Annotated in this window: 20 protein-coding genes; 12 read left to right on the forward strand and 8 right to left on the reverse strand. The window is 72.1% G+C overall.

What is annotated here, in order from left to right; genetic code table 11:
* Positions 1-14: 14 nt before the first annotated feature.
* Both ASC56_RS04120 and ASC56_RS04125 read left to right on the forward strand, forming a co-directional pair.
* Positions 15-863, forward strand: coding sequence for a helix-turn-helix transcriptional regulator (locus ASC56_RS04120; protein ID WP_055490154.1), 849 nt, complete (start codon positions 15-17; stop codon positions 861-863).
* Positions 823-1,101, forward strand: coding sequence for a DUF397 domain-containing protein (locus ASC56_RS04125; protein WP_055489805.1), 279 nt, complete (start codon positions 823-825; stop codon positions 1,099-1,101). Before ASC56_RS04120 ends, ASC56_RS04125 begins: the two co-directional genes overlap by 41 nt.
* Here ASC56_RS04125 and ASC56_RS04130 read toward each other — a convergent pair.
* Positions 1,085-2,254 (reverse strand): steroid 3-ketoacyl-CoA thiolase, encoded by a 1,170-nt coding sequence (locus ASC56_RS04130; protein ID WP_055489806.1) that lies wholly within the window; start codon positions 2,252-2,254, stop codon positions 1,085-1,087. The genes ASC56_RS04125 and ASC56_RS04130 overlap by 17 nt on opposite strands.
* A gap of 260 nt (positions 2,255-2,514) precedes the next feature.
* Between ASC56_RS04130 and ASC56_RS04135 the strand changes: the two genes are divergently transcribed.
* Complete coding sequence (locus tag ASC56_RS04135) at positions 2,515-3,750, forward strand: cytochrome P450 (protein ID WP_055489807.1); 1,236 nt, start codon at positions 2,515-2,517, stop codon at positions 3,748-3,750.
* A gap of 208 nt (positions 3,751-3,958) precedes the next feature.
* Complete coding sequence (locus ASC56_RS04140) at positions 3,959-5,584, forward strand: hypothetical protein (RefSeq protein ID WP_055489808.1); 1,626 nt, start codon at positions 3,959-3,961, stop codon at positions 5,582-5,584.
* Here ASC56_RS04140 and ASC56_RS04145 read toward each other — a convergent pair.
* Positions 5,541-7,589: a bifunctional glycosyltransferase 87/phosphatase PAP2 family protein gene (locus ASC56_RS04145; protein ID WP_055489809.1), complete on the reverse strand. Its 2,049-nt coding sequence runs from the start codon at positions 7,587-7,589 to the stop codon at positions 5,541-5,543. The genes ASC56_RS04140 and ASC56_RS04145 overlap by 44 nt on opposite strands.
* 325 nt (positions 7,590-7,914) lie before the next feature.
* On the opposite strand from ASC56_RS04145, the gene ASC56_RS04150 reads away from it, so the two are divergent.
* The 3 genes from ASC56_RS04150 (at position 7,915) to ASC56_RS04160 (ending at position 11,418) form a co-directional block, all read left to right on the forward strand.
* Entirely contained in the window at positions 7,915-9,384 is a 1,470-nt protein-coding gene (locus tag ASC56_RS04150; protein WP_234376841.1) for an MFS transporter, read from the forward strand.
* A 117-nt stretch (positions 9,385-9,501) separates the two neighbouring features.
* Entirely contained in the window at positions 9,502-10,635 is a 1,134-nt protein-coding gene (locus ASC56_RS04155; protein WP_055489810.1) for a DUF2330 domain-containing protein, read from the forward strand.
* A 108-nt stretch (positions 10,636-10,743) separates the two neighbouring features.
* Positions 10,744-11,418 (forward strand): O-methyltransferase, encoded by a 675-nt coding sequence (locus ASC56_RS04160; RefSeq protein WP_055489811.1) that lies wholly within the window; start codon positions 10,744-10,746, stop codon positions 11,416-11,418.
* Between the two features lie 13 nt (positions 11,419-11,431).
* Here the strand turns inward: ASC56_RS04160 and ASC56_RS04165 are convergent, their stop codons facing one another.
* Complete coding sequence (locus ASC56_RS04165; RefSeq protein ID WP_055489812.1) at positions 11,432-11,827, reverse strand: FHA domain-containing protein; 396 nt, start codon at positions 11,825-11,827, stop codon at positions 11,432-11,434.
* A gap of 119 nt (positions 11,828-11,946) precedes the next feature.
* Between ASC56_RS04165 and ASC56_RS04170 the strand changes: the two genes are divergently transcribed.
* A complete protein-coding gene (locus tag ASC56_RS04170) occupies positions 11,947-12,381 on the forward strand; it encodes a DUF1992 domain-containing protein (protein WP_055489813.1) in 435 nt (144 codons plus the stop codon).
* A 142-nt stretch (positions 12,382-12,523) separates the two neighbouring features.
* Here ASC56_RS04170 and ASC56_RS41645 read toward each other — a convergent pair whose 3' ends face one another.
* Together ASC56_RS41645 and ASC56_RS04180 are read right to left on the reverse strand one after the other, a co-directional pair.
* Entirely contained in the window at positions 12,524-13,063 is a 540-nt protein-coding gene (locus ASC56_RS41645; protein ID WP_234376842.1) for a hypothetical protein, read from the reverse strand.
* Positions 13,064-13,068: 5 nt separating this feature from the next.
* Positions 13,069-13,755, reverse strand: a complete 687-nt coding sequence (locus ASC56_RS04180; protein WP_055489814.1) for a hypothetical protein — start codon at positions 13,753-13,755, stop codon at positions 13,069-13,071.
* A 144-nt stretch (positions 13,756-13,899) separates the two neighbouring features.
* Here ASC56_RS04180 and ASC56_RS04185 point away from each other — a divergent pair, with 144 nt between their 5' ends.
* Entirely contained in the window at positions 13,900-14,400 is a 501-nt protein-coding gene (locus ASC56_RS04185; protein ID WP_055489815.1) for a GNAT family N-acetyltransferase, read from the forward strand.
* On the opposite strand, the gene ASC56_RS04190 is transcribed toward ASC56_RS04185, so the two are convergent.
* The gene (locus tag ASC56_RS04190; protein WP_055489816.1) at positions 14,397-16,505 is read right to left on the reverse strand and encodes an MFS transporter; all 2,109 of its coding nucleotides are present in this window, start codon (positions 16,503-16,505) and stop codon (positions 14,397-14,399) included. The genes ASC56_RS04185 and ASC56_RS04190 overlap by 4 nt on opposite strands.
* 222 nt (positions 16,506-16,727) lie before the next feature.
* On the opposite strand from ASC56_RS04190, the gene ASC56_RS04195 reads away from it, so the two are divergent.
* Positions 16,728-18,296: a peptidoglycan-binding protein gene (locus ASC56_RS04195; protein WP_055489817.1), complete on the forward strand. Its 1,569-nt coding sequence runs from the start codon at positions 16,728-16,730 to the stop codon at positions 18,294-18,296.
* A 78-nt stretch (positions 18,297-18,374) separates the two neighbouring features.
* Here ASC56_RS04195 and ASC56_RS04200 read toward each other — a convergent pair whose 3' ends face one another.
* Together ASC56_RS04200 and ASC56_RS04205 are read right to left on the reverse strand one after the other, a co-directional pair.
* A complete protein-coding gene (locus ASC56_RS04200) occupies positions 18,375-19,034 on the reverse strand; it encodes an HAD-IA family hydrolase (RefSeq protein WP_055489818.1) in 660 nt (219 codons plus the stop codon).
* A gap of 223 nt (positions 19,035-19,257) precedes the next feature.
* The gene (locus tag ASC56_RS04205; RefSeq protein WP_055489819.1) at positions 19,258-19,839 is read right to left on the reverse strand and encodes a TMEM165/GDT1 family protein; all 582 of its coding nucleotides are present in this window, start codon (positions 19,837-19,839) and stop codon (positions 19,258-19,260) included.
* Positions 19,840-20,247: 408 nt separating this feature from the next.
* On the opposite strand from ASC56_RS04205, the gene ASC56_RS04210 reads away from it, so the two are divergent.
* Positions 20,248-20,892 (forward strand): HNH endonuclease family protein, encoded by a 645-nt coding sequence (locus ASC56_RS04210; RefSeq protein ID WP_055489820.1) that lies wholly within the window; start codon positions 20,248-20,250, stop codon positions 20,890-20,892.
* Positions 20,893-20,967: 75 nt separating this feature from the next.
* The gene (locus ASC56_RS04215) at positions 20,968-22,608 is read left to right on the forward strand and encodes an alkaline phosphatase D family protein (RefSeq protein WP_055490157.1); all 1,641 of its coding nucleotides are present in this window, start codon (positions 20,968-20,970) and stop codon (positions 22,606-22,608) included.
* The last annotated feature ends 7 nt before the right edge of the window (positions 22,609-22,615 follow it).

Raw genomic sequence — 22,615 nt, forward strand, 5'->3', positions numbered from 1 at the left:
AGAGGGGGCTGTACGTGACGCACATCAACGTCCTCGACCCGGGCGCCTCACCGCTCGACTACTACGGGTTCGAGCTGCGCCGCCATCGAGAGGCCGCCGGGCTGACGCAGAAGCAGCTCGGGGACATCGTCAACTACACGGGTTCGCTGGTGGGCCAGATCGAGACGGCGAGGAAGCTGCCGACGCCGGAGTTCAGCGAGCGGGTGGATGCGGCGCTGGGGACAGGGGGGTTACTGTCCCGGCTGGTCGCGCTGGTGATGCGAAGTCAGCTTCCGGCGTGGTTCCAACAGGTGGCGGAGTTGGAGGCGCGGGCCATTGAGATCTGTACCTTCCAGACGCATGTGGTGCACGGCCTCCTCCAGACCGCCGCATACGTACGGGCCGTTCTCGGCGCCATGGATCAGGCGGGACTCGACGACCGCACCGCCGTACGACTGGCCCGTCAGCGCATCTTCGAGAAGGACGTGCCGCCAGTCTTGTGGGCGGTCATCAGCGAGTCCGCCCTGCGCCAGGAGATCGGCAGCCGGAAGACGATGCGGGGGCAACTCGCCCGCCTGTTGTCATTCGAGAGCAATCCCTGTATCAACATCCAGGTATTGCCGTTCTCGGCTGGAGCACACGCAGGCCTCCAAGGCTCGTTCAACCTCTATCGCTTCGTGAACGATCCCTCCATCGTCTACACCGAGGGGTACGGCAGCGGGCACCCAACGGCGAACCCGGACACCGTCAGGGACTGCTCGCTCCGTTACGATCATCTTCAGGCCGCCGCACTCTCCCTCAGGGACTCGGCGGAGCTTATCCGCCGCGTGATGGAGGAGCGCTATGGAGAGCAACTCGACGCCGACCGGGATCCAGTGGCGTAAGTCCAGCTACAGCGGCGACCAAGGCGGCGACTGCGTCGAATGCGCGCCGATCGGCGCCCTGGCTTGGCGCAAGTCGACGTACAGCGGCGACCAGGGCGGCAACTGCGTAGAGATCGCCGAAACCCGGTGCGCCACCGTAGCCGTGCGCGACTCCAAGAAGCCCACCGGCCCGGTGCTCACCCTCGCACCCGCCGCCTTCTCGGCCTTCGTCTCCTGGACGTCTACAGCCGCTGAATGATCGTGCCGGTGGCCAGTCCGCCACCCGCGCACATCGTGATCAGCGCGAACTCCTTGTCGGCCCGCTCAAGTTCGTGCAGCGCGGTCGTGATGAGCCGGGCCCCGGTGGCTCCCACCGGGTGTCCCAGCGCGATCGCGCCGCCGTTGACGTTCACCTTCTCCAGGTCCTGCTCGAAGACCTGCGCCCAGCTCAACACCACCGAGGCGAACGCCTCGTTGATCTCGACCAGGTCGATGTCCCTCAGTGACATCCCGGCCTTCCCCAGCACCGCCTTCGTCGCGTCGATCGGCCCGTCCAGATGGAAGTGCGGATCCGAACCCACCAGCGCCTGTGCCACGATCCGCGCCCGCGGCTTCAGCTTCAGTGCCCGGGCCATGCGCTTCGACGCCCACATGATGGCCGCCGCACCGTCCGATATCTGTGACGAGTTGCCCGCCGTGTGCACCGCCGTCGGCATGATCGGCTTCAGCCCCGCCAGCGCCTCCATCGACGTGTCCCGCAGCCCCTCGTCCCGGTCCACGAGCCGCCACATGCCCTGACCGGCCCGCTGCTCCTCCTCGGTGGTGGGCACCTGCACGGCGAACGTCTCGCGCTTGAACCGCTCCTCCGACCAGGCGATCGCCGCCCGCTCCTGCGAGACGAGCCCGAGCGAGTCCACGTTCTCGCGCGTGAGACCCCGGTGCCTGGCGATCCTCTCCGCCGCCTCGAACTGGTTCGGCAGGTCCACGTTCCACTCGTCCGGGAAGGGCTTGCCCGGACCGTGCTTGGACCCCGAGCCGAGCGGCACCCGCGACATGGCCTCCACGCCACAGCTGACCCCGACGTCGATGACGCCCGCCGCGACCATGTTGGCCACCATGTGCGAGGCCTGCTGCGAGGAGCCGCACTGGCAGTCGACGGTCGTCGCCGCGGTCTCGTACGGCAGTCCCATGGTCAGCCAGGCGGTGCGGGCCGGGTTCATGGACTGTTCGCCGGCGTGCGTCACCGTACCGCCGACGACCTGTTCGACGCAGTCGGCGGGGATGGCGGTACGGCCGAGGAGCTCGCGATAGGTCTCGCCCAGGAGGTAGGCGGGATGCAGATGGGCGAGCGCGCCACCGCGCTTGCCGATGGGGGTGCGTACGGCTTCGACGATCACGGGTTCCGCGGCCATGGGGGGCTCGTCCTCTCCTCGGTCACCCGCGCGGCGCGGGCGTCCCGGCCCACCCGCCACGCAGAACTAGTACGCGTTCTAGTTCTGTCTGAAGTCTGCTGACACCGCCTCCATGGCCGCAAGGGTCTTGCAGGCCCCGAAGTGGTGATCTGCACGAATTCCGCACGCAATTGGGGATGCCGCACCCCTTGCCACTTGTAGAACCCGTTACTACCTTCACGGCAATTCCTGATGGGTCGTCAGAATGCTGGGAGTCGTCCATGCCCTGTCCAGCGCTGCCCGACGGGTTCGACTTCACCGATCCCGATGTGCTGCACCATCGCGTGCCCCTCCCGGAGTTCGCCGCGCTGCGCCGGGCCGAACCGGTGTGCTGGATCGCCCAGCCGGCCGGCCTCGCCGGCTTCCAGGACGAGGGGTACTGGGCCGTCACCCGGCACGCGGACGTCAGGTACGTCTCCACGCACCCGGAGATCTTCTCCTCCTCCCTCAACACCGCGATCATCCGCTTCAACGAGCACATCGAGCGCGACGCGATCGACGCCCAGCGGCTGATCATGCTCAACATGGACCCGCCGGAGCACACCCGGGTCCGTCAGATCGTCCAGCGCGGCTTCACCCCGCGCGCCATCCGGGCCCTGGAGGACAGGCTGCGCGCCCGCGCGCACGCCATCGTCCAGGGCACCCTCGCCCACCCGGGCCCCTTCGACTTCGTCACCCAGGTCGCCTGCGAACTGCCTCTCCAGGCCATCGCCGAGCTGATCGGCGTCCCGCAGGAGGACCGGGCCAAGATCTTCGACTGGTCCAACAAGATGATCGCCTACGACGACCCGGAGTACGCGATCACCGAGGAGGTGGGCGCCGAGTCGGCCACCGAACTCATCGCCTACGCCATGAACATGGCCGCCGACCGCAAGCAGTGCCCGGCCAAGGACATCGTCACCACACTGGTGGCCGCCGAGGGCGAGGGCAACCTCGCCTCCGACGAGTTCGGGTTCTTCGTCCTGATGCTGTCCGTCGCCGGCAACGAGACGACCCGCAACGCCATCACACACGGCATGCACGCCTTCCTCACCCACCCCGACCAGTGGGACCTCTACAAGCGGGAGCGCCCGGCGACCACGGCGGAGGAGATCGTCCGCTGGGCGACCCCGGTGGTCTCCTTCCAGCGCACGGCCACGCAGGACACCGAGCTGGGCGGCAAGCAGATCAGGAAGGGCGACCGGGTCGGCCTCTTCTACTCCTCCGCCAACCACGACCCCGAGGTCTTCGACGCCCCGGACGTCTTCGACATCACCCGCGACCCCAACCCGCACCTCGGCTTCGGCGGCGGAGGCCCGCACTACTGCCTCGGCAAGTCCCTGGCCGTGCTGGAGATCGACCTCATCTTCCACGCGATCGCCGACGCCATGCCGGACATCCGGCCGGCCGACGACCCGCGCCGCCTGCGCTCCGCCTGGATCAACGGCGTCAAGGAACTCCGGGTCAGCGCCAGGTGACAGGCGCGGGCCGTCGGCTTCCCGGCGCCGCCGGCCCGTCCCGTGGGAGGCAGGGGCATCCCCCCTACGCCCCGCCCCTGCCTCCCCCCACGGCCCGCCCCGGGCGCACGCGTCCCACCGGCGGGTGAACGCTCTCCTTCCCTTTCGCGTCTTCCAGGGGGCACAGTCGTCCCACACCTCCCGAGACGTCGAACGGAAACGCGCACCCGTGGTCCCTGCCGAACTGTCACACGTCCGGCCGCAGGACACGGCCACCGCCCGCAACCGTCGTCTGCGGGCGTTCCTGGACCGCCATCGGGTGCCGCTCCTCGCCACGCTTCCCACCGCGCCGCTGTACGCGGTGTGGTGGCTGTTCCTCGCCACCGGCGGCGGTGATCTCGCGGCCCAGGAGGCATGGGCCGGGTTCGCGTCCCACCACGGCGATTCGGCGTACGGCCTCTTCTGGTACGGCGGGATGCACACCGCCAACTACAGCCTGATCTCCCCCTATCTGATGGCCGCGTTCGGCGTGCGCACGGTCACCGTGGCCTCCGGACTGGCCTCCTCCTGGCTGGCCGCGGTGCTGATCGTGCGCGCGGGGGTCCGAAGACCGGCCGGCCCGGCGCTGCTCGCCGCGCTGGCGCTGTGGTGCGACGTGGCGTCGGGTCGTACGACGTTCGCGCTGGGCGTCGCGTTCGGGCTGGCGGCCTGTGTGCCGCTGACGCGGCAGCGGCGGCCCGGGCCGGCGGCGGCGTACGCGGCGCTGGCGGCCATGGCGAGCCCGGTGGCCGGGCTGTTCCTGGCCGTGGTGGGGGCCGGCTTCCTGTTCGTACGGGACCGGGCGCGCGCCCTGGCGCTGCTGGTGCCGCCGTTCGCGGTGGTCGCCATGACCACCCTGCTGTTCCCGTTCACCGGCGAGCAGTTGATGCCACTGGACCGGGTCTGGCAGCCGGCGCTGCTGGGGCTGGCCGTGACGGTGCTGGCCCCGCCCGGCTGGCGGGTCGCGCGGTGGAGCGGGGCCGTGTACGCGGCCGGGACCGTCCTCGTCTATCTGATCCCCTCCCCCATCGGGACGAACGTCGAGCGCCTGGCGGAGCTGTTCGCTCCGGCCGTGCTGCTCGCCGTGCTGCTGACCACCCCCCGGCTGCGGAGGCCACGGCGCGGGCTGCTGATCGTGACACTGGTCCTGTGCGTCGTCTGGGTGGGCCGCAAGACCGTCGACGACCTGCGGGTCTCCACCGCCGTGCCGGCCTGGGCCGCGGACACCGGCGGCGTGATCCGGACACTGCGGGGGCTCGGCGCCGACCGCACCCGGGTCGAGGTGGTGCCGGCCCGCAACCACCGCGAGGCCACCGCGCTCGCCCCGCATGTGAACCTCGCCCGTGGCTGGAACCGGCAGCTCGACATGGAGCGCGGCCGTCTCTTCTACGACGGCTCGTTCTCGGCGGCCACCTACCGCCGCTGGCTCGACCGCTGGGCGGTCGGCTTCGTCGTGCTGCCGCTGGGAAGGCCGGACGGGTATGCCGAGGAGGAGGCGCGGCTGGTGCGCGAGCACCGCCCGGCCTGGCTGGAGCCGGTGTGGCGGGACGCGCACTGGAGGGTGTACCGGGTGCGCGGCGCGGTGCCGCTCGTCTCGGTGCCCGCGTCCGTCCTGCGCGCGACGGGCGCCGAGCTCGACGTCCGGGTGCCGCGGCCCGGCCCGGTGACCGTCCGGGTCGCCTACTCGCCGTGGCTGCGCGCCGGGGGCGGCTGCCTCTCCCGGCAGGGGGAGTTCACCCGGCTGACGGTCACCGAACCGGGCGTGTACCGGATCAGCTCGCGGTACGGTCCCGCACCAGCGCCGGGGCACTGCTGACACTCCCGGTCCGTTCGGCGACCGGGACGGCCGCCACGACGGCCCGCGGCCCCGCGAGCAGATACGTGAGGCCGAAGCCCGCGCCCACCACGAGCGCCCCGCCTGCCGCGTCGAGCACCCAGTGGTTGGCCGTCGCGACGATCGCGGAGACCGTGAAGAGCGGATGGAGCAGACCCAGTGCCTTCATCCACCAACGGGGCGCCAGGACGGCGATCACGATGCCGCACCACAGGGACCAGCCGAAGTGCAGGGACGGCATGGCGGCGTACTGGTTGGTGACCGAGGTCATCGCGCCGTAGTCGGGCTTGGCGAAGTCCTGCACGCCGTGCACGGTGTCGATGAAGCCGAGACCCGGCATCAGCCTGGGCGGGGCGAGCGGATAGAGCCAGAAGCCGAGCAGGCCGAGCAGCGTGGCGAAGCCGAGCGAGGTGCGCGCCCACCGGTAGTCCGCCGGCCGCCGGGCGTACAGCACGCCGAGGATCGTCAGCGGCACCACGAAGTGGAACGACAGGTAGTAGAAGCCGAGGAAGTGCTCCAGCCACGGCACCCGCACCACCGTGTGGTTGACCCAGCGCTCGATGTCGATGGCGAGGACCTGCTCCAGGATGTGGATCCGGTGGCCGTGCGCCTCCGCGGTGGCGCGGCTGCCCGTCGCGGCCAGGCGCACCGAGGAGTAGGCGGCGTAGCAGACCCGGATCAGCAGCAGTTCGAACAGCAGGTTGGGACGGCTGAGCACACGGCGCCAGAACGGCAGCAGCGGCACCCGGGAGAGCCGGGCCGGGACCGGAGCGGCGTGCACGGAAGGCCGCGGCGCACGGTAGGAGGGCGCCTCCCGGTCCAGGAACGGTACGGCGCAGGCGGCGGCCAGGGCGGCCAGCAGGATGACGTTGTCCCCCAGCGGCTCCATCGGCGTCACATTGGGGATCAGGGTGGTCGCCGGCAGCGTCATCACCAGGACCACGGCGAACGGCCACACATACCGGTCGGCGGCCCGCCCACCGACCCGGCCGACCACCGCGAGCAGCAGCCACAGCAGCTGGTGCTGCCAACTCGTCGGCGACACGGCGACCGCCACACATCCGGTGATCGCGACCGCGAGCAGCAGCTGGCCGTCGCGGGCGTAGTGCACGGCGCGGCGCAGGCCGACGGCGGCGACGGCCGCGCCGAGCACCAGGAACAGGCCGATCTCCAGCGCTCCGGTGAGCCCCAGCCGCAGGAGCGCGCCGTGCAGGGACTGGTTGGCGTGGTCGTACGCCTTGCCGCCGAGGCCGACTCCCGCCAGATGGTGCACCCAGTAGGTGTACGAGTCGTGCGGCATCGCGGCCCAGGCGAGCGCGGTGCACAGGGCGAAGGTGACGGCGGTGGACGCGGCGGCCCGGCGCCGGCCGGTGAGCCACAGCAACACCGCGAACAGCAGGACGGTCGGCTGCAGGGCCGCTCCGAGTCCGATCAGCACGCCGCTGGAGCGTTCCCCGCGCACCGCGAAGCAGCCGAGCAGGACCAGCAGCACGGGGATGATGCTGGTCTGTCCGAGGTGGAGGGTGTTGCGCACCGGCAGCGACAGCATCAGCAGGCTGATCGCCACGGGCGCGGCGAGCAGCGAGGTGCGCCGGCTCACCGGCTGCGGCAGGGCCCGTGCGGCGACCAGGCCGAGCGCGACGACCAGCAGGAGCGTGCCGAAGGTCCAGGCCCAGCCGAGGGACTGTTCGGCCGCCCGGGTGAGTGGTTTGAGGACCAGTCCCCCGAACGGGGTGCCGGTGAACCGGGTCGAGTCGTACAGCGAGCCGTTGACGTGTAGCACACCGTTGGTGCCGACCCAGGTCTCCAGGTCGGTGAGACGGTCGCCTCGGGGGGTGAGCAGGACGACCGCGACCTGCCGGACCGCGAGGACGGCCGCGATCAGCCACATGCCGAGCCGGAGCGCCGCCAGCGGCGCCGTCCTCGTCCCCGCCGTCCCCGCCCCCAGGGCCCCGCTCATCTGCCCGCCGTGCTCAACGTTCGCCACGCCCCGTCGGCCCTCCCGCCCCGTTCGTCCCATGCGTCCCGTGCGTACACCCCTGTCCGAACCCTATGAGGTCTGCGGCACCCTCGCTGTGAGACGCAGGAAACCCCTTCTTCACCTGAGGTCCGTCCGGCTGTCGTCCGTCGTCCGCATGACGATAGTGCGCGGAAGGTCATGGAGGGTTTGGTTCCGGTCCGGGTGAGCGAGATGGGTCACACATGCGACAGCGCGTCGGCGCTCGCGAACGACCCGTCTTCCCTGCGTATGGCGCAATCAGATGCACTGCGCATTGAACCGACCACCCTACGCAATGGCGACAAGTACCCCTATGGTCGTTTTTCGGCCGCCCCGGCGTCCCACCGGTCCCCCCACACCGGCGGCCCCTGTCCCTGTCCCCATCGAAAGGCAGGCGAGCGGAACCTTGCCGACCGTCGCACCACCCACAGCATCCGTCGCACCCTCGTACCCGGCCCGTCCCGAGCCGACCGTCACCGATCCGGCGCTGGTCAGGCGCGCCGTGAAGGCCGCCGCGCTCGGCAACGCGATGGAGTGGTTCGACTTCGGCGTCTACAGCTACATCGCGGTGACGCTGGGCAAGGTCTTCTTCCCGTCCGGCAGCGCCACCGCGCAGCTGCTGTCCACCTTCGGCGCTTTCGCCGCGGCCTTCCTGGTCCGCCCGCTCGGCGGCATGGTCTTCGGGCCGCTCGGTGACCGCATCGGCCGGCAGAAGGTGCTCGCGCTCACCATGATCATGATGGCGGTGGGCACGTTCGCGATCGGCCTGATCCCGTCGTACACGACGATCGGTGTCGGCGCGCCCGTGCTGCTGCTCGCGGCCCGTCTGGTGCAGGGCTTCTCCACCGGGGGCGAGTACGCCGGCGCGTCCACGTTCATCGCCGAGTACGCCCCGGACCGCAGGCGCGGCTTCTTCGGCAGCTGGCTGGAGTTCGGCACGCTCGCCGGATACATCGGCGGCGCGGGGCTGGTCACCGTGATGACCGCGCTGCTGTCCTCGGCGGACCTGGTCTCATGGGGCTGGCGGATCCCCTTCCTGATCGCGGGACCGATGGGCATCATCGGCCTCTACCTGCGGCTGCGCCTGGAGGAGACCCCCGCGTTCGCCGCGGAGGTCGCGAAGGCCGAGGCCGACCGGCCCAAGGTGCCGCTGCGCGAGATGATCAGCGGCCAGTGGAAGGCGCTGCTGCTGTGCATGGGCCTGGTGCTCGTCTTCAACGTCACCGACTACATGCTGCTGTCGTACATGCCCAGCTATCTGACCGGCCAGCTGAAGTACGACGAGACCCACGGACTGCTCGTGGTGCTCGGCGTGATGGCGTTGATGATGACCGTGCAGCCGTTCGCTGGCGCGCTGACCGACCGGATCGGCCGCCGCCCGGTGATCGCTGCGGGCTGTGCGGGCTTCCTGTTCCTGTCCATCCCGGCCCTGCTGCTGATCCGGCAGGGCAGCCTGCTCGCGGTGGGGCTCGGCATGGGCGCGCTGGGTCTGCTCCTGGTCTGCTTCACGGCGGCGATGCCGGCGGCGCTCCCGGCCCTCTTCCCGACCCGGGTCCGCTACGGCTCGCTCTCGATCGGCTTCAACGTCTCCGTGTCGCTGTTCGGCGGCACGACCCCGCTGGTGGTCACGGCGCTGATCGGCGCGACCGGGAACATGATGATGCCCGCGTACTACATGATGGCGGCGGCCGTGATCGGCGGTGCCGCGGTGTGGTTCATGGCGGAGTCGGCGGGCCGTCCGCTGCCGGGTTCGGCACCGTCGCTCGAGAGCGCGGAACGCTGACACCCCCACCCTGCTGACGCCCGGAGGGCGCGGAAGACAGGCGTCCGCCTGGAACCGCGCCCTCCGTCGTGCCGTCTGTGACCTTGGTCCGACGGCACGAGGGAAGGGTCACGGGGGATGCGGACAGATCTGTTCGGGCACGTACGAGGGCGGGTGCTCGCCGTCGTCGTGGCGCTGCTCGCGGTGCAGCTGGGCTCGCTGGTGGCACCGGCGTACGCCTGCGGCTGCGGCGCGATGGTGCCGGACGGGCAGCGGCACATGAGCGTGCACCGCGAGGTGTCCGCGGTCCGCTGGGACGGCCGCCGGGAACAGATCGTGATGAGCCTGACGGTCGCCGGGGACGCGCGAAGGGCGGCCTGGATCATGCCGGTCCCGCACCGGGCGACCGTACGGCTCGGCGACCGGGCGCTCTTCGACCAGCTCGACACGGCGACGGCCCCGGAGTACAGCACGCGCCACCACTTCTGGCCGCGTCGGGGCGACTGGCCGTTCACGGGCACGGACGACACGGCGGCGGCCCCGCCGCGGGCGGGCGCGGCCGCTCCCCCGGTGGGCGTCGTGGGCCGCGAGCGGCTCGGGCCGTTCGACGTGGCCCGGCTGACGGCCACCGACCCGAACGCGCTCGGGAGCTGGCTCCGGGACAACGGCTTCCGCCTCCCGCCGCGCCTGAGCCAGGCCCTCCGTCCGTACGTCGACCAGGGCTGGGAGTACGTGGCGGTCCGGCTCGCGCCGGACCGTGGCGGCAGTGCCACGCTCGCCGGCACCCTCGACCCGCTGCACCTCACCTTCGCCAGCGACCGGCTCGTCTACCCGATGCGGCTCTCCCACCTGGCGAGCACACCGCAGTCGCTCGGCCTGTTCGTCCTGGCCGCGCACCGTGTGCGACCGCGCTCGGCGATCGGCGGCGACCGGCCGCAGGTCCTGTACGCGGGCCGGATCAGCGCCGCGTCCGGAGCGCTGGCCCGCCTCACCGCGGGTGGCACGGACTTCCTCACCGCGTTCGACCAGGAGTTCCCGCAGCCGTCACGGATCTCCGGGGACCATGAGCTGGAGCGGACGGCGACGGACACCACCTACCGCCGGATCGTCTACACCGACGCCTTGCTCACGGCGGGCGGCGTGCCGGTGTGGCAGCTGACGGTGCTGGGGACGTCGGCGGCGGCCGCCGCGGTCCTGGTGGCCGTCGTACGAGGCCGTCGGCGGCGCGTGGTGCCTCCGCCGCCGGTGCACACCCCTCCCCCGATCGGCTGACGCCCCGTTCGCCCGGGGCGAGATCCACTGACACGGCATCCGGCCCCGGCTATATTCGTTAGGGGACCTAGTTAGCTGATCTAACTAGACATATGAAAGGTATGGGGCATGAGCACAGCGCAACAGCTCTGGGACGACGTCGATGCGTACTTCACCACCCTTCTCGCCCCCGCCGACGAGGTGCTCACCGCGGCCCTGCGCGACAGCGAAGCGGCCGGACTGCCGCCGATCAACGTCGCGCCCAACCAGGGCAAGCTGCTCCAGCTCCTCGCCCTGGTCCAGGGCGCGCGCCGCATCCTGGAGATCGGCACGCTCGGCGGCTACAGCACGATCTGGCTGGGCCGCGCGCTGCCCGCGAACGGCCGGCTGATCACCCTGGAGTACGAGGCCGCGCACGCGGAGGTCGCCCGCCGCAACCTGGACCGGGCGGGTCTGAGCCGGATCACCGAGGTGCGCGTAGGGCCCGCACTGGAGTCGCTGCCGAAGCTGGCCGAGGAGGGGCAGGAACCTTTCGACCTGGTCTTCATCGACGCCGACAAGGTCAACAACCCGCACTACGTCGAGTGGGCCGCCCAACTGACCCGTCCGGGCAGCCTGATCGTCCTCGACAACGTGGTGCGCGGCGGCCGGGTCACCGACGCGGGCAGCGAGGACCCGAGCGTACGGGGCACCCGGGCCGCGCTGGAACTGATCGCCGCGCACCCCCGGTTGACCGGGACGGCGGTGCAGACGGTGGGCAGCAAGGGGTACGACGGACTGGCGCTGGCGCGGGTGGTGGGCTGACCCCGGGAGCCGCTCAGGCCTCGTGGTAGAAGCCCACGTTGACGCTGCGCGGGGTGGTGCGGTCCTGGATGACCAACTCCCCCGAACTGCCGTGCGGGAGCCTGGCCGTACCGCCGTAGGGCAGCGGCTGGACCGGGTGCCCGGCCAGGGTGAGCAGCACCTCGGAGGAGGGCTCGGCGTGCGAGCCGCGCAGCCACGTGACCTGCCAGCCGCCGTCGGGGCCGCACAGGAACTCCAGATGGACACGCGAGACGAACAGCCAGTCGTCGGGAGTCGTCAGCCGGCACACGGCCGCGTCCCGCCCCACCCGCAGCACGGAGCCCGGGTCGCTGGGCGCGTCGGCCATCAGCATGCCGGCCGTCGCCCCGGCGTCCGCCTCGGAGACCGAGGCCATGGTGAGTTCGAGCACGTGCGCTCCTCCTGGGTGCGGTGGGTCGAGGGTTCCGCGGCCGAGCCCGGTTGGCGTACCGCGCCGGAATGATAATTCGCCCGATCGCCCCGTTGGGGGGCGTCCGGCACAATGAACCCATGACCGAGCGCAAGCCACCCGGCGTCAGCTTCGAGTCCTATGTCGACAAACAGATCCGCGACGCCCAGGAGCGCGGTGAGTTCGCCAACCTCCCCGGCGCGGGCCGGCCGGCGCCGGCGGTCACCGAGACGACGTACGACGAACTGTGGTGGATCAAGCGCAAGATGGCCCGCGAGGGGTTCTCGGTCCTGCCCCCGACGCTGGCCCTGCGCAAGGAGGCGGAGGACACCCTGGCCGCGGCCGTGGTGGCGCCGTCCGAGCGGGTGGTACGACGGCTGGTCGAGGACCTCAACGGCAAGATCCGCGGCATGATGTGCAGACCGCCACCGGGACCGCCCCTGGGGCTGAAGCCGTATGACATCGAGGAGATCGTCCGGGAGTGGCGCGAGCGCCGGGCCGGGCGCCGGGGCGAGCATCACGGCACGGCGGGCTGAGCAGCACACCGCGTGGGGCAGCGCACCGGGTCGGGGCAACGCACCGGGGCGGGGCAACGCACCGGGGCGGGGCAACGCACCGGGGCGGGGCAACGCACCGGGGGACATGGCCGGGACGCGGCCCCGCCCTAGGGCCGGACGCTCACAGGTTCAGCAGCCGCTCGGCCGTCGCACGGTAGTCGCGCAGGGCGAGCCGCAGCTGTTCGGTGTCGCCGCTGTCGCCGGTGTCCTGCCAGGATGCCTTCAGGGTCCGCCGCCGCGCGGCCACGGCCGCCGCGAGCCGTGCGGCGACCTCCTCGACCACGCGGTCGGCCTCCTGCACGGACTCCCGCGGGCTGTCGACGAAGCTGCCGACGGCGTGCTGCAACCGCAGCGCGAACTTGTCGGACTCGTCCCGCTGCAGCAGCCGGGTCTCGTGCGGGGCACCGCCGGGCGGCGCCTCGGCTGCCTCCGCGCGCTCACCGGCGCCGGTCCGGGGCGCTCCGGCCTCCCGGAGGCCGCCCTCGCCCGGTCGCTCCTGGGCGGCCTCCCGGCGCTCGCCCGCTTCAGGCCGCTGTCCTGCCGCCGCCTCCCGGCGCTCGGTCTCGCCGGCGCGCAGCGCGGCCTCCTCCTCCCGGCTCTCGACCTCGTCGAGCCCCGGCTCGGGGCGACCGGCGCCTGCGCCCGGTGTCACGTCACTCATCACCCTCAACTCCCCTCCGCATGCTGCCTGTGGACGGCCCACGGAAGACGGGACCGCCCCTCGGTGCGCGCGGGGGCGGGCCGGGACTCCTTCGCCGGGGGTTCGGCCGCCTTCCGGCGCGGGGGTGCCAGAAGGCCCTCGAAGAGGGCACGGGCCTCCAGCATGGCCGCGCGCAGTTCCTCCGTGCCCGTGTTCCCCGTGCCGCTCCCGGCGACGCCGTCGGCCGGAGCGTGCACGGCACGGTGCAGCCGACGGTAGCCGTGGACGTGGCGGGCGTGGTGCACGGACAGCGCGTCGAGCTGCTCCTCGTAGCGGCCGCCGTCGGGGAAGCCCCGCGCGCCCGCGACCTCGGCCAGCAGCCGGTCGGCGTCGGCGACGGCCTCCCTCGGCGAGTCGACGAAGCGTTCCTGCGCGGCCGTCCAGCGGGCCGCGAACCGTTCACGCTCGGACGCCTCCAGCGGCTGCTCGCGCAGCGAGCCGTACCTCTTCAGCCGTTCGGTGAGCTCACGTTCGGCGGCCTTGGTGTCGCCGTCGTGCCGGGCCACCGTCCGCTCGTACTCGGGCCCGAAGCGGCGCCTGAGGCCTCCGCCGCGGAGCGCGCCGCGGGCGCGCGGGTTCAGGGCGGCCGCGCCTGCGACGACGGCCGCCACGATCACGATCACGATCAGAGCGATGATCACGCCTGTGGACATGGATGCCTTCCGGTCTCTCGGCCCGGCGGGCCGTCTCCCGCCCGGGTTGCCCGGAAGACCGCCGCCAAACGGGCCGGGGCCGACCGGGGACTCGCCGGACGTCACTGCAATCCGGTTGCGTGCCCTGCCCGCCGCCTCCCGAGAATGTCCTCCATGATGTGGACCGTCGGCCCGGAGCCCTACGACTCGTCCGTCGCCGCCGCGTTGTGGCGCGCGTACTACACGGAGGTCAGCGACCGCTGGTACGAGCTCCACGAGGGGCGCTCCACGGACCCGGACGAACTGGAGCGCGAGATCGCCGCCGACACCGGCGCCTGTCTGGCACCGCCCGGCGGCGTACTGCTGGTGGCCCGCTACGGGGGCGAGCCCGCGGGGACCGCGGGCGTGCACCTCACGGACCCCGCGACGGCGGAGCTGAAGCGGGTCTTCCTGCGCAAGGAGCTGCGCGGTCGGGGCGGCGCTTCGCTCCTGGTGGCAGCCGCCGAGGACGCGGCCCGCGCGCTCGGCGCCCGGCGGATCGTCCTCGACACCCGCCACGACCTGGTGGAGGCCCGCGCCCTGTACACCCGCCTCGGGTACCTGGAGACCGAACCGCACAACGACCAGGCGTACGCGGAGCACTGGTTCAGCAAGCGGCTGGCCTAGCCCTGGCCCTGGCCGGACCGCCCGTCCTGCGGGAGCTCCGCGTCCGAGCCGCACAGTTCCGTGTTCAGCTCCCGGACCAGCTCGGCCAGGTCGGTCGGGCGGTCCGGGCCCCACCAGTCGCCGAGCAGTTCGGCCAGCGACTCCTCACGGGCCTTGGCGAGGCGTTCGGCGACCTCGCGGCCCTGCTCGGTGAGGATGAGTTCGAGCCCCTCCCGCACCGCCAGACGCCGCTCCTCCAACTGCCGCGCGGCGGCGAGCACGACGTTCAGCGGGACCGTGCTGCGGTCGGCGAGCAACGCCGGCTCGACCCAGCCGTACTTCCTGATCCGCAGCAGCAGCCAGCCGGCCGCGGGCAGCAGGTCGTATCCGGCCCGCTTGGTGATCTTGTCGTAGATCTCGCGCCGCCCCTCCCGGGAGCCGAGCACCGACAGCGCCCGGCAGACCTCGTCGTACGACGAACGCTCCACCGGATTGCTCGCCAGCGTCTCGCTCACGTCCGGTGCCCTCACCGAGCCGCGCAGCCTGTCCTCGCGCAGGAACCAGGCCAGTACGAAGCCGAGGAGGGCGACCGGGGCCGCGTACAGGAAGACGTCGGTGATCGAGGAGGCGAACGCGTGCAGGACGGCGGGCCGAACGGCGGCCGGGAGGGCCGCGATACCCCGCGGGTCGGCCTTCAGGGCGTCCGGGGTGACGCCCGGCGGGAGCGGAAGCCCGGCGAGCGCCGTCGTGAGCTTGGCGCCGAGGCGGCTCGCGAAGATCGTGCCGAAGACGGCCACCCCGAACGAGGCGCCGATGGAGCGGAAGAAGGTGGCGCCGGAGGTCGCGACGCCGAGGTCACCGTAGGGGACGGCGTTCTGCACGATCAGCACCAGGACCTGCATGACCAGGCCGAGGCCCAGCCCGAAGACGAAGAAGTACCCGCTCATCCGGGCCGTGCTGCTGTGCTCGTCCAGCCGGTGGAGCAGGAGCAGACCGATCGTCGTGACGGCGGTGCCCGCGATCGGGAACACCTTCCAGCGGCCGGTGCGGCTGACGATCTGGCCGGAGGCGGTGGACGACAGCAGCATGCCGGCCACCATCGGCAGCATGTGCACGCCGGACATGGTCGGGGTGATGCCCTGGACGATCTGCAGGAACGTCGGAAGATACGTCATCGCGCCGAACATCGCGAAGCCGATGATGAAGCTGATGACCGCCGAGAGCGTGAACGTGCGGACGCGGAAGAGCTTCAGCGGCAGGACGGGTTCGGCCGCCCGGCGTTCGACGCGTACGAAGGCCACGAGCAGCACGGCGGCGAGCACCGCGAGAGCGGCGATCTGGGGCGATCCCCAGCTCCAGGTCGTACCGCCGAGCGAGGCGATCAGGACCAGACAGGTGGCGACGGAGGCGATGAGGAGGGTGCCGAGGTAGTCGATGACGTGCCGTTCGGCCTTCTTCGGTATGCGCAGGACCGTCGCGATCACGACGAGGGCGACGGCGCCGACGGGCAGGTTGACGTAGAAGACCCAGCGCCAGCTGAGGTGCTGGGTGAACAGCCCGCCGAGCAGCGGTCCGAGCACGCTGGTCGCCCCGAACACGGCACCGAAGAGCCCCTGGTATCGACCGCGCTCCCGGGGCGAGACGATGTCGCCGACGATCGCCATCGACAGCACGATGAGCCCGCCGCCGCCGAGGCCCTGGAGGGCGCGGAAGACGATGAGCTGCGGCATGTTCTGCGCCATGCCGCACAGCGCGGAGCCCACCAGGAAGATCACGATGGCGGCCTGGAACAGCTTCTTGCGGCCGTACTGGTCGCCGAGCTTGCCCCACAGGGGGGTCGCGGCGGTCGAGGCGAGCAGATAGGCGGTGACCACCCACGACAGATGTTCCAGACCGCCGAGGTCGCTGACGATGGTGGGCAGCGCCGTCGAGACGATCGTCTGGTCGAGGGCGGCGAGCAGCAGGCCCAGCAGCAGCGCGCCGATGGAGACGAGGACGCTGCCGTGCACGCCCTCCGCGGCGGGCGGGCGCCACCCGAGGAGCGGGGCGCCGGTGCCGCTGCCGGTGGTCTGCGCCCCGGCCGCCTGCGCTGCCTCTCCCGCCCTGCCGTGTGCGTCGCCGGTCATGAAGGCCTCCTGTGGACGGTCGTACGACCTCCGTGGCCCGGGACCGCGCGGCACGGTCCGCACGGTCCCGGGGTTGTCGTTGCCTGCACTCTCATCGTGGTCGGTGTGTCCCGTTATGGCCTGTTGAGTTCTGATAGGAAGCGGGGATTCCGGGGGCTCCTGGCGGATTCTGTGAGGGAGATCTGCATAATCTCTGGAATTCGGCGGGGAGGGGAGCCACGCATGAGCGGATCGAACGGACAGGCCTGCCCGGAATGCGAGACACCGCGGCGGCCGGACGGCACGCCGTCGTGCGGGTGCACCCGCCGGGCGTCCGAGGCGCTCCGGGACGCGCGTACGGCGGAGGCGGCAGCGGCGGAGGACTTCGATCCGCTGCGCATACGGCCGTATGTGGAACTGACGGCCATTACGCCGGATCCCATGACTCAGGCGCAGGCTCCAGGGGCGACGGCATCAGGGGGCACGGAGCCGGACGAGACGATACGGCTCACGGCGCTACCGGAGGAGACCGCGCGGCCGACGACCGTTCCGGACGACACCGTACGATCCGCGACCGCCCCACAGGAGACCACTCGGCCGACGGCCATTCCCGACGAGACCGCACGATCCACGGCGGCCCCGGAGACGACCGCGCGGCCGAGGACGGCCATTCCCGACGAGACCGCACGATCCGCGACCGCCCCACAGGAGACCACGCGCCCGACGGCCATTCCCGACGAGACCGCACGATCCGCGGCGGCCCCGGAGACGACCGCGCGGCGTACGACGGCCATTCCCCACGAGACCGCACGATCCGCCACCGTCCCGCAGGAAACAGCCCGCCCGACGACCGCCCCCGACAAGACCGCACGGCCCGCGACCGCCCCACAGGAGACCACGCGGCCGACGGCCGTTCCCGACGAGACCGCACGATCCGCGGCGGCCCCGGAGACGACCGCGCGGCGTACGACGGCCATTCCCTACGAGACCGCACGGCCCGCGACCGCCCCACAGGAAACAGCCCGCCCGACGGCCGGCCCCGACGAGACCGCACGATCCGCCACCGTCCCGCAGGAAACAGCCCGCCCGACGGCCGTTCCCGACGAGACTGTACGGCCCGCCGCCGTCGGGGACGAGACCATGCGGCTCGGTGCCGTGGTCGACGCGGTCACCGGACCGGTCCGGTTCGTGCCTCCTGACGACGAGCCGCCCCGGCGCCGACGGCGCACCGTGCTGACGGCCGCCGGCGGCGCCGTGGCCGTGGTCCTGACGGCCGCGGGGTTCGCCAGTGGGCTCCTCTCGTACGACCCACCGCAACGGGACGGCTCCCTGCCCGAGGGCATCCGGGCGAGCGTGCCGGAGCGGTCGCCGTCGGACAGCTCCTCGGCGCCCGCGGCGACGGTGTCCGTGGCGGCACCCACGGCGAGTGCGAGGCGAACGCCGAGCGCCGGCGCGTCACCCTCGGCGTCGCCGTCGAGCGCGTCGCCGACGCCCTCCGCCTCGGCAAGCCCGAGCCGGGCGCCGATGACCGCAGAGGCCACCGGTTCGGCGTCACCCACCCCGGACAAGGGCCGAAGCCGCAGCCGGGCCCAGGTCCTGCGCCCCGGCGACAAGGGGCCCCAGGTCACCGAACTCCAGTTGCGGCTGCGTCAGTTGAACCTCTACATCGGCCCCGCGGACGGCGACTACAGCACCCAGGTCGAGAACGCCGTCCGCAACTACCAGTTCGCCCGCGGCGTCACGCAGGACGAGCTGGGGGTGTACGGGGCGGCGACGAGAACGAAGCTGGAGTCGGAAACGAGCAAGCCGTAACAGCGACGAACCGGGCCCGCCCCACCACGAACCAGCCCCGCCCCGACGTACCGGCCGCCGACCGCGGCCCCGGCCCGGTCAGCCGAGGCGCAGCCGGATCGAACCGTCCGCCGTCGCCTCCACGCGTACCCGCGTGAGGTCCTGGACCAGCGCGTCCGGGCCGTGCAGACCGGCCCGGGGGCCGACGCCGACCACCCGCATCCCGGCGGCGCGTCCCGCGGCGATGCCCGCGCCGGAGTCCTCGAAGACGACGCAGTCCTCGGGGGCGACGCCCAGTTCGGCGGCGCCCTTGAGGAAGCCCTCGGGGTCCGGCTTGCTGGCGCCGACGGACTCGGCGGTGATGCGCACGGCGGGCAGCGGCAGGCCCGCGGCCGCCATGCGCGCGGTGGACAACGCCACGTCCGCCGAGGTCACGAGGGCGTGCGGAAGTCCGGCGAGGGACGCGAGGAACGCGCCGGCGCCGGGCACCTCGACCACACCATCCATGTCGGCGGTCTCCGCGGCGAGCATGCGCGCGTTGTCGGCCAGGTTCTGTTCGATGGGCCGGTCAGGGAGCAGCAGCGCCATGGAGGCGTGCCCCTGGCGGCCGTGCACCACCCTCATGACCTCGTCGCCGTCGAGCCCGTGCCGGTCGGCCCAGCGCCGCCAGATCCGCTCGACGACGGCGTCGGAGTTGACGAGGGTGCCGTCCATGTCCAGCAGAAGGGCGCGGGCGGTGAGCACGGTGGTGGCCGTCATCGGCAGCTCCAAGGCACGGCGGAGAGGGCGCACGGATGGGCCCTCGCAGGGACAAGGCGGCCCCGCCCGCCGGTCAGGGAGAGCGGACGGGAGCCACTTTGTTTCTTCACGGTACAAAACAATGCGGCGTCCCGCCAGCGCCTGGGTGAAGCCTTCACGGCCCGGCAACCAGCTGTTCGCCGCCCCGCCACGGCCACCCGGCCCGCACCCCGCCACGGCCGCGTCACGCGGCCACGGCCTCGTACAGGCTCCAGGCGCCCAGGACCAGCATCACCGTCGCCGCGATCTTCGTGATCAGCCGCAGCGGCACCCTCCTCATCAGCGCCTTGCCACCGACGATGCCGAGGACCGCGACCGCCCACAGGCCGAGGACCGCGCCGAGCCCCACGGACAGGGGGTCGTTGTAGCGGGCCGCCAGGTTCGCCGTCATGATCTGGGTCAGATCACCGAACTCGGCGACCAGGATGAGCATGAAGCCCGCCGTCGAGACCTTCCAGAAGCTCTGGTTCTCGGGCCGGCGGATCTCCTCGTCGTCGTCCCCCTTCTTCAGCAGCAGCACGGCGGCGCCACCGAGGAAGAGCACACCGGTGAGCCCGTGCACGATCCGCTGCGGCAGCAGGGTGAGCGCACTGCCCGCCGCGACGGCGAGCACGACGTGCAGCGCGAAGGCGGCGGCGACACCGGCGAAGACGTACGAGGCGCGGTAGCGCGTGCCGAGGACGAGTCCGGCGAGCGCCGTCTTGTCCGGCAGCTCGGCCAGGAAGATGACGCCGAAGACGAGCGCCAGAACGGTGATGCTGATCAAGATCCCTCAATCGGTCGGGGCCGCCCCACCGAGAGTGCTGTGACTGCTGCGACACCTCGACACGGCAGCACACGGACCACCCGTGCCGTACGGCACGGGTGTGCACTGCTTGCCGAAGGTCTCGCCGGCCGATCCGCTGAACGGATCCGCCTCCGGGCGCCGGCTCAGGCGGGCTGAGCAGTATGTCGACGGTCCGGCGAAGAGCTACTCCCCTTCACGCGTCCCCCATGGTACGCGACCGCCGGGCGGGCCCCACGGGACCGAAAGTCCCGTCACATCCCGTCACACCTCTTGTTGTGTCATGAGCGCGTCACTAGCTTCTTACCGAACGCACACCTTCCGGCAACAACCCCCCGCGAGCATTCCCCCGCTCGCACCTCAACGCCCCCACCCCACAAGGGAGTTCGCATGCCCAAGGTCTACGCGCGTCGACGCCTCAGCATAGTCGCGGCTCTTACCGGGCTCATAGCCTCGGTCGGACTCTTCAACGGTCCGGCCGCCTCCGCCGCACTCCCCACCCCGGTCAGCGCCGCCACCGCCCGCTCCTACCTCGCCTCCCTGACGGTGGCCACCGAGAACCGCACCGGCTACAGCCGCGACCTCTTCCCGCACTGGATCACGATCAGCGGCACCTGCAACACCCGCGAGACGGTCCTCAAGCGCGACGGCACGAACGTCGTCACCGACTCCTCCTGCGCGGCCACCAGCGGCAGCTGGTACTCCCCCTACGACGGCGCCACCTGGACCGCCGCCTCGGACCTGGACATCGACCACCTCGTCCCGCTGGCCGAGGCCTGGGACTCGGGCGCGAGCAAGTGGACGACGGCCCAGCGCCAGGCCTTCGCCAACGACCTGACCCGCCCGCAGCTCATCGCCGTCACGGACAACGTGAACCAGGCCAAGGGCGACCAGGACCCGGCCACCTGGGTCCCGCCTCGGTCGGCGTACGTCTGCACCTACGTCCGCGCCTTGGTGCAGGTGAAGTACTACTACAACCTCTCCGTCGACACGGCCGAGAAGAGCGCGCTCCAGGGCTACCTCGCGAACTGCTGAGCCGCCCCGCCCCGGAACCTCCCCGCTGACCTCCGTCGTTCCGTACCGTACGGGGCGACGGAGGAGGGGATGGCCATGGCAGGGCTGCGCCTGGGACCGCTGCTGAGATATGCGGACGGCTCGTCCGCGACCGTCTGGGTCGAGACGAGCCGTCCGTGCACCGCCGAGGTGCGCTGCCCCTCGGGGGCCCACGGCACGGCCCGCACCTTCCAGATCGCCGGCCATCACTACGCGATCGTCCCGGTGACCGGCCTCGCGCCGGACACGACGGAGGCGTACGAGGTGCTGCTCGACGGCACTCCCGTGTGGCCGCCGCCCGACTCCCCCTTCCCGCCCTCCGTCATCCGCACGTCCGGCGCCGGGACGCTCCGCGTCACGTTCGGCTCCTGCCGCTGGGCCGCCCCTCCCGGCGGCGGGAAGGACCCGGTGGGCCCCGATGCGCTGGACACGCTGGCGTCCCGCCTCGCCGTCGCCCCGGACACCGAGCGACCCGATGTGCTGCTCCTGCTGGGCGACCAGGTGTACGCGGACGAGACGTCCGGGGCGATCCGGCGGCGGATCGCCGCCCGGCGCGGTCTGTCCGATCCGCCCGGCGGACAGGTCGCGGACTACGAGGAGTTCACCTGGCTCTACCACGAGTCCTGGCGGGACCCCGAGGTGCGCTGGCTGCTGTCGACCGTGCCCAGCTGCATGATCTTCGACGACCACGACATCATCGACGACTGGAACACCAGCGCCTCCTGGGTCGCCGACATGCGTGCGACGGCGTGGTGGCGCGAGCGGCTGCTGGGTGGCCTGATGTCGTACTGGGTCCACCAGCACCTGGGCAATCTGTCCCCGGCGGAGCTGGCCGAGGACCCGCTCTACGCGGCCGTGCGCGAAACTCCGGACGGCACGGACGTGCTGCGCGCGTACGCCGCCCAGGCCGACGCCCACCCGTCCTCGGTCCGCTGGAGCTACCGCCGGGACTTCGGCCGCGTACGCGTGGTGATGCTGGACACCCGGGCGGCGCGGGTCCTCGACGAGGCCGGACGGGCCATGCTGGACGCGGGTCAGGCGCAGTGGCTGCGCGAGCAGGCGCTCGGCGCGCGGGACGCCTGCGACCACCTGCTGATCGGCGCCTCCCTGCCGTGGCTGCTCCCCCGCCTGGTGCACGACGCCGAGGCGTGGAACGCCTCCCTGTGCCGCGGCGAGCGCGGCGCCCGCTGGGCCCGCTTCGGCGAACGGCTGCGCCGAGGGGCCGACCTGGAGCACTGGGCGGCCTTCCCGGAGTCGTTCGAGGCGCTGGCCGACCTGATCGCCGAGGCGGGTACGGGGCCGGGGGCGCCGGCGAGCGTGTGCGTGCTGTCCGGTGATGTGCATCACGCGTACGTCGCCGAGCCCGACTGGCCGGGCGGCGCGAAACCCGACGCCCGTGTCCTCCAGCTGGTCTGCTCCCCGGTCCACAACTCCGTCCCGCTGTCCATGAGGCTCGGCTTCCGCTTCGGCTGGAGCGGCCTCGGGCGCGCGCTGGGCCGTGCTCTGGCCCGGCATGGAGGGGGTGTGCGCACCGCCCTCAAGTGGCGCCGCAGGGGCGGTCCCTGGTTCGGCAACCAGCTCATGACGCTGACCCTGCACGGCCGTTCCGCGTCGCTGCGGGTCGTCCGGGCGCGCCCGGACGGGACCGGAAAGGCGCGGCTCGCGACCGTGGAGGAGTCAGCCCTGACCGACCCATGAGGGACAT

The sequence above is a fragment of the Streptomyces sp. TP-A0356 genome, assembly GCF_001417775.1.
GTDB lineage: Bacteria > Actinomycetota > Actinomycetes > Streptomycetales > Streptomycetaceae > Streptomyces.

Bases quoted from the DNA above. Each gene is read 5' to 3' on its own strand.
- ASC56_RS04180 (WP_055489814.1), bottom strand. From the start codon at position 13,755: ATGTCCACAGGCGTGATCATCGCTCTGATCGTGATCGTGATCGTGGCG.
- ASC56_RS04190 (WP_055489816.1), bottom strand. From the start codon at position 16,505: ATGACCGGCGACGCACACGGCAGGGCGGGAGAGGCAGCGCAGGCGGCC.
- ASC56_RS04185 (WP_055489815.1), top strand. From the start codon at position 13,900: ATGTCCTCCATGATGTGGACCGTCGGCCCGGAGCCCTACGACTCGTCC.
- ASC56_RS04125 (WP_055489805.1), top strand. From the start codon at position 823: ATGGAGAGCAACTCGACGCCGACCGGGATCCAGTGGCGTAAGTCCAGC.
- ASC56_RS04135 (WP_055489807.1), top strand. From the start codon at position 2,515: ATGCCCTGTCCAGCGCTGCCCGACGGGTTCGACTTCACCGATCCCGAT.
- ASC56_RS04160 (WP_055489811.1), top strand. From the start codon at position 10,744: ATGAGCACAGCGCAACAGCTCTGGGACGACGTCGATGCGTACTTCACC.
- ASC56_RS04215 (WP_055490157.1), top strand. From the start codon at position 20,968: ATGGCAGGGCTGCGCCTGGGACCGCTGCTGAGATATGCGGACGGCTCG.
- ASC56_RS04130 (WP_055489806.1), bottom strand. From the start codon at position 2,254: ATGGCCGCGGAACCCGTGATCGTCGAAGCCGTACGCACCCCCATCGGC.
- ASC56_RS04195 (WP_055489817.1), top strand. From the start codon at position 16,728: ATGAGCGGATCGAACGGACAGGCCTGCCCGGAATGCGAGACACCGCGG.
- ASC56_RS04150 (WP_234376841.1), top strand. From the start codon at position 7,915: ATGGTCGTTTTTCGGCCGCCCCGGCGTCCCACCGGTCCCCCCACACCG.
- ASC56_RS04155 (WP_055489810.1), top strand. From the start codon at position 9,502: ATGCGGACAGATCTGTTCGGGCACGTACGAGGGCGGGTGCTCGCCGTC.
- ASC56_RS04210 (WP_055489820.1), top strand. From the start codon at position 20,248: ATGCCCAAGGTCTACGCGCGTCGACGCCTCAGCATAGTCGCGGCTCTT.
- ASC56_RS41645 (WP_234376842.1), bottom strand. From the start codon at position 13,063: ATGAGTGACGTGACACCGGGCGCAGGCGCCGGTCGCCCCGAGCCGGGG.
- ASC56_RS04170 (WP_055489813.1), top strand. From the start codon at position 11,947: ATGACCGAGCGCAAGCCACCCGGCGTCAGCTTCGAGTCCTATGTCGAC.
- ASC56_RS04200 (WP_055489818.1), bottom strand. From the start codon at position 19,034: ATGACGGCCACCACCGTGCTCACCGCCCGCGCCCTTCTGCTGGACATG.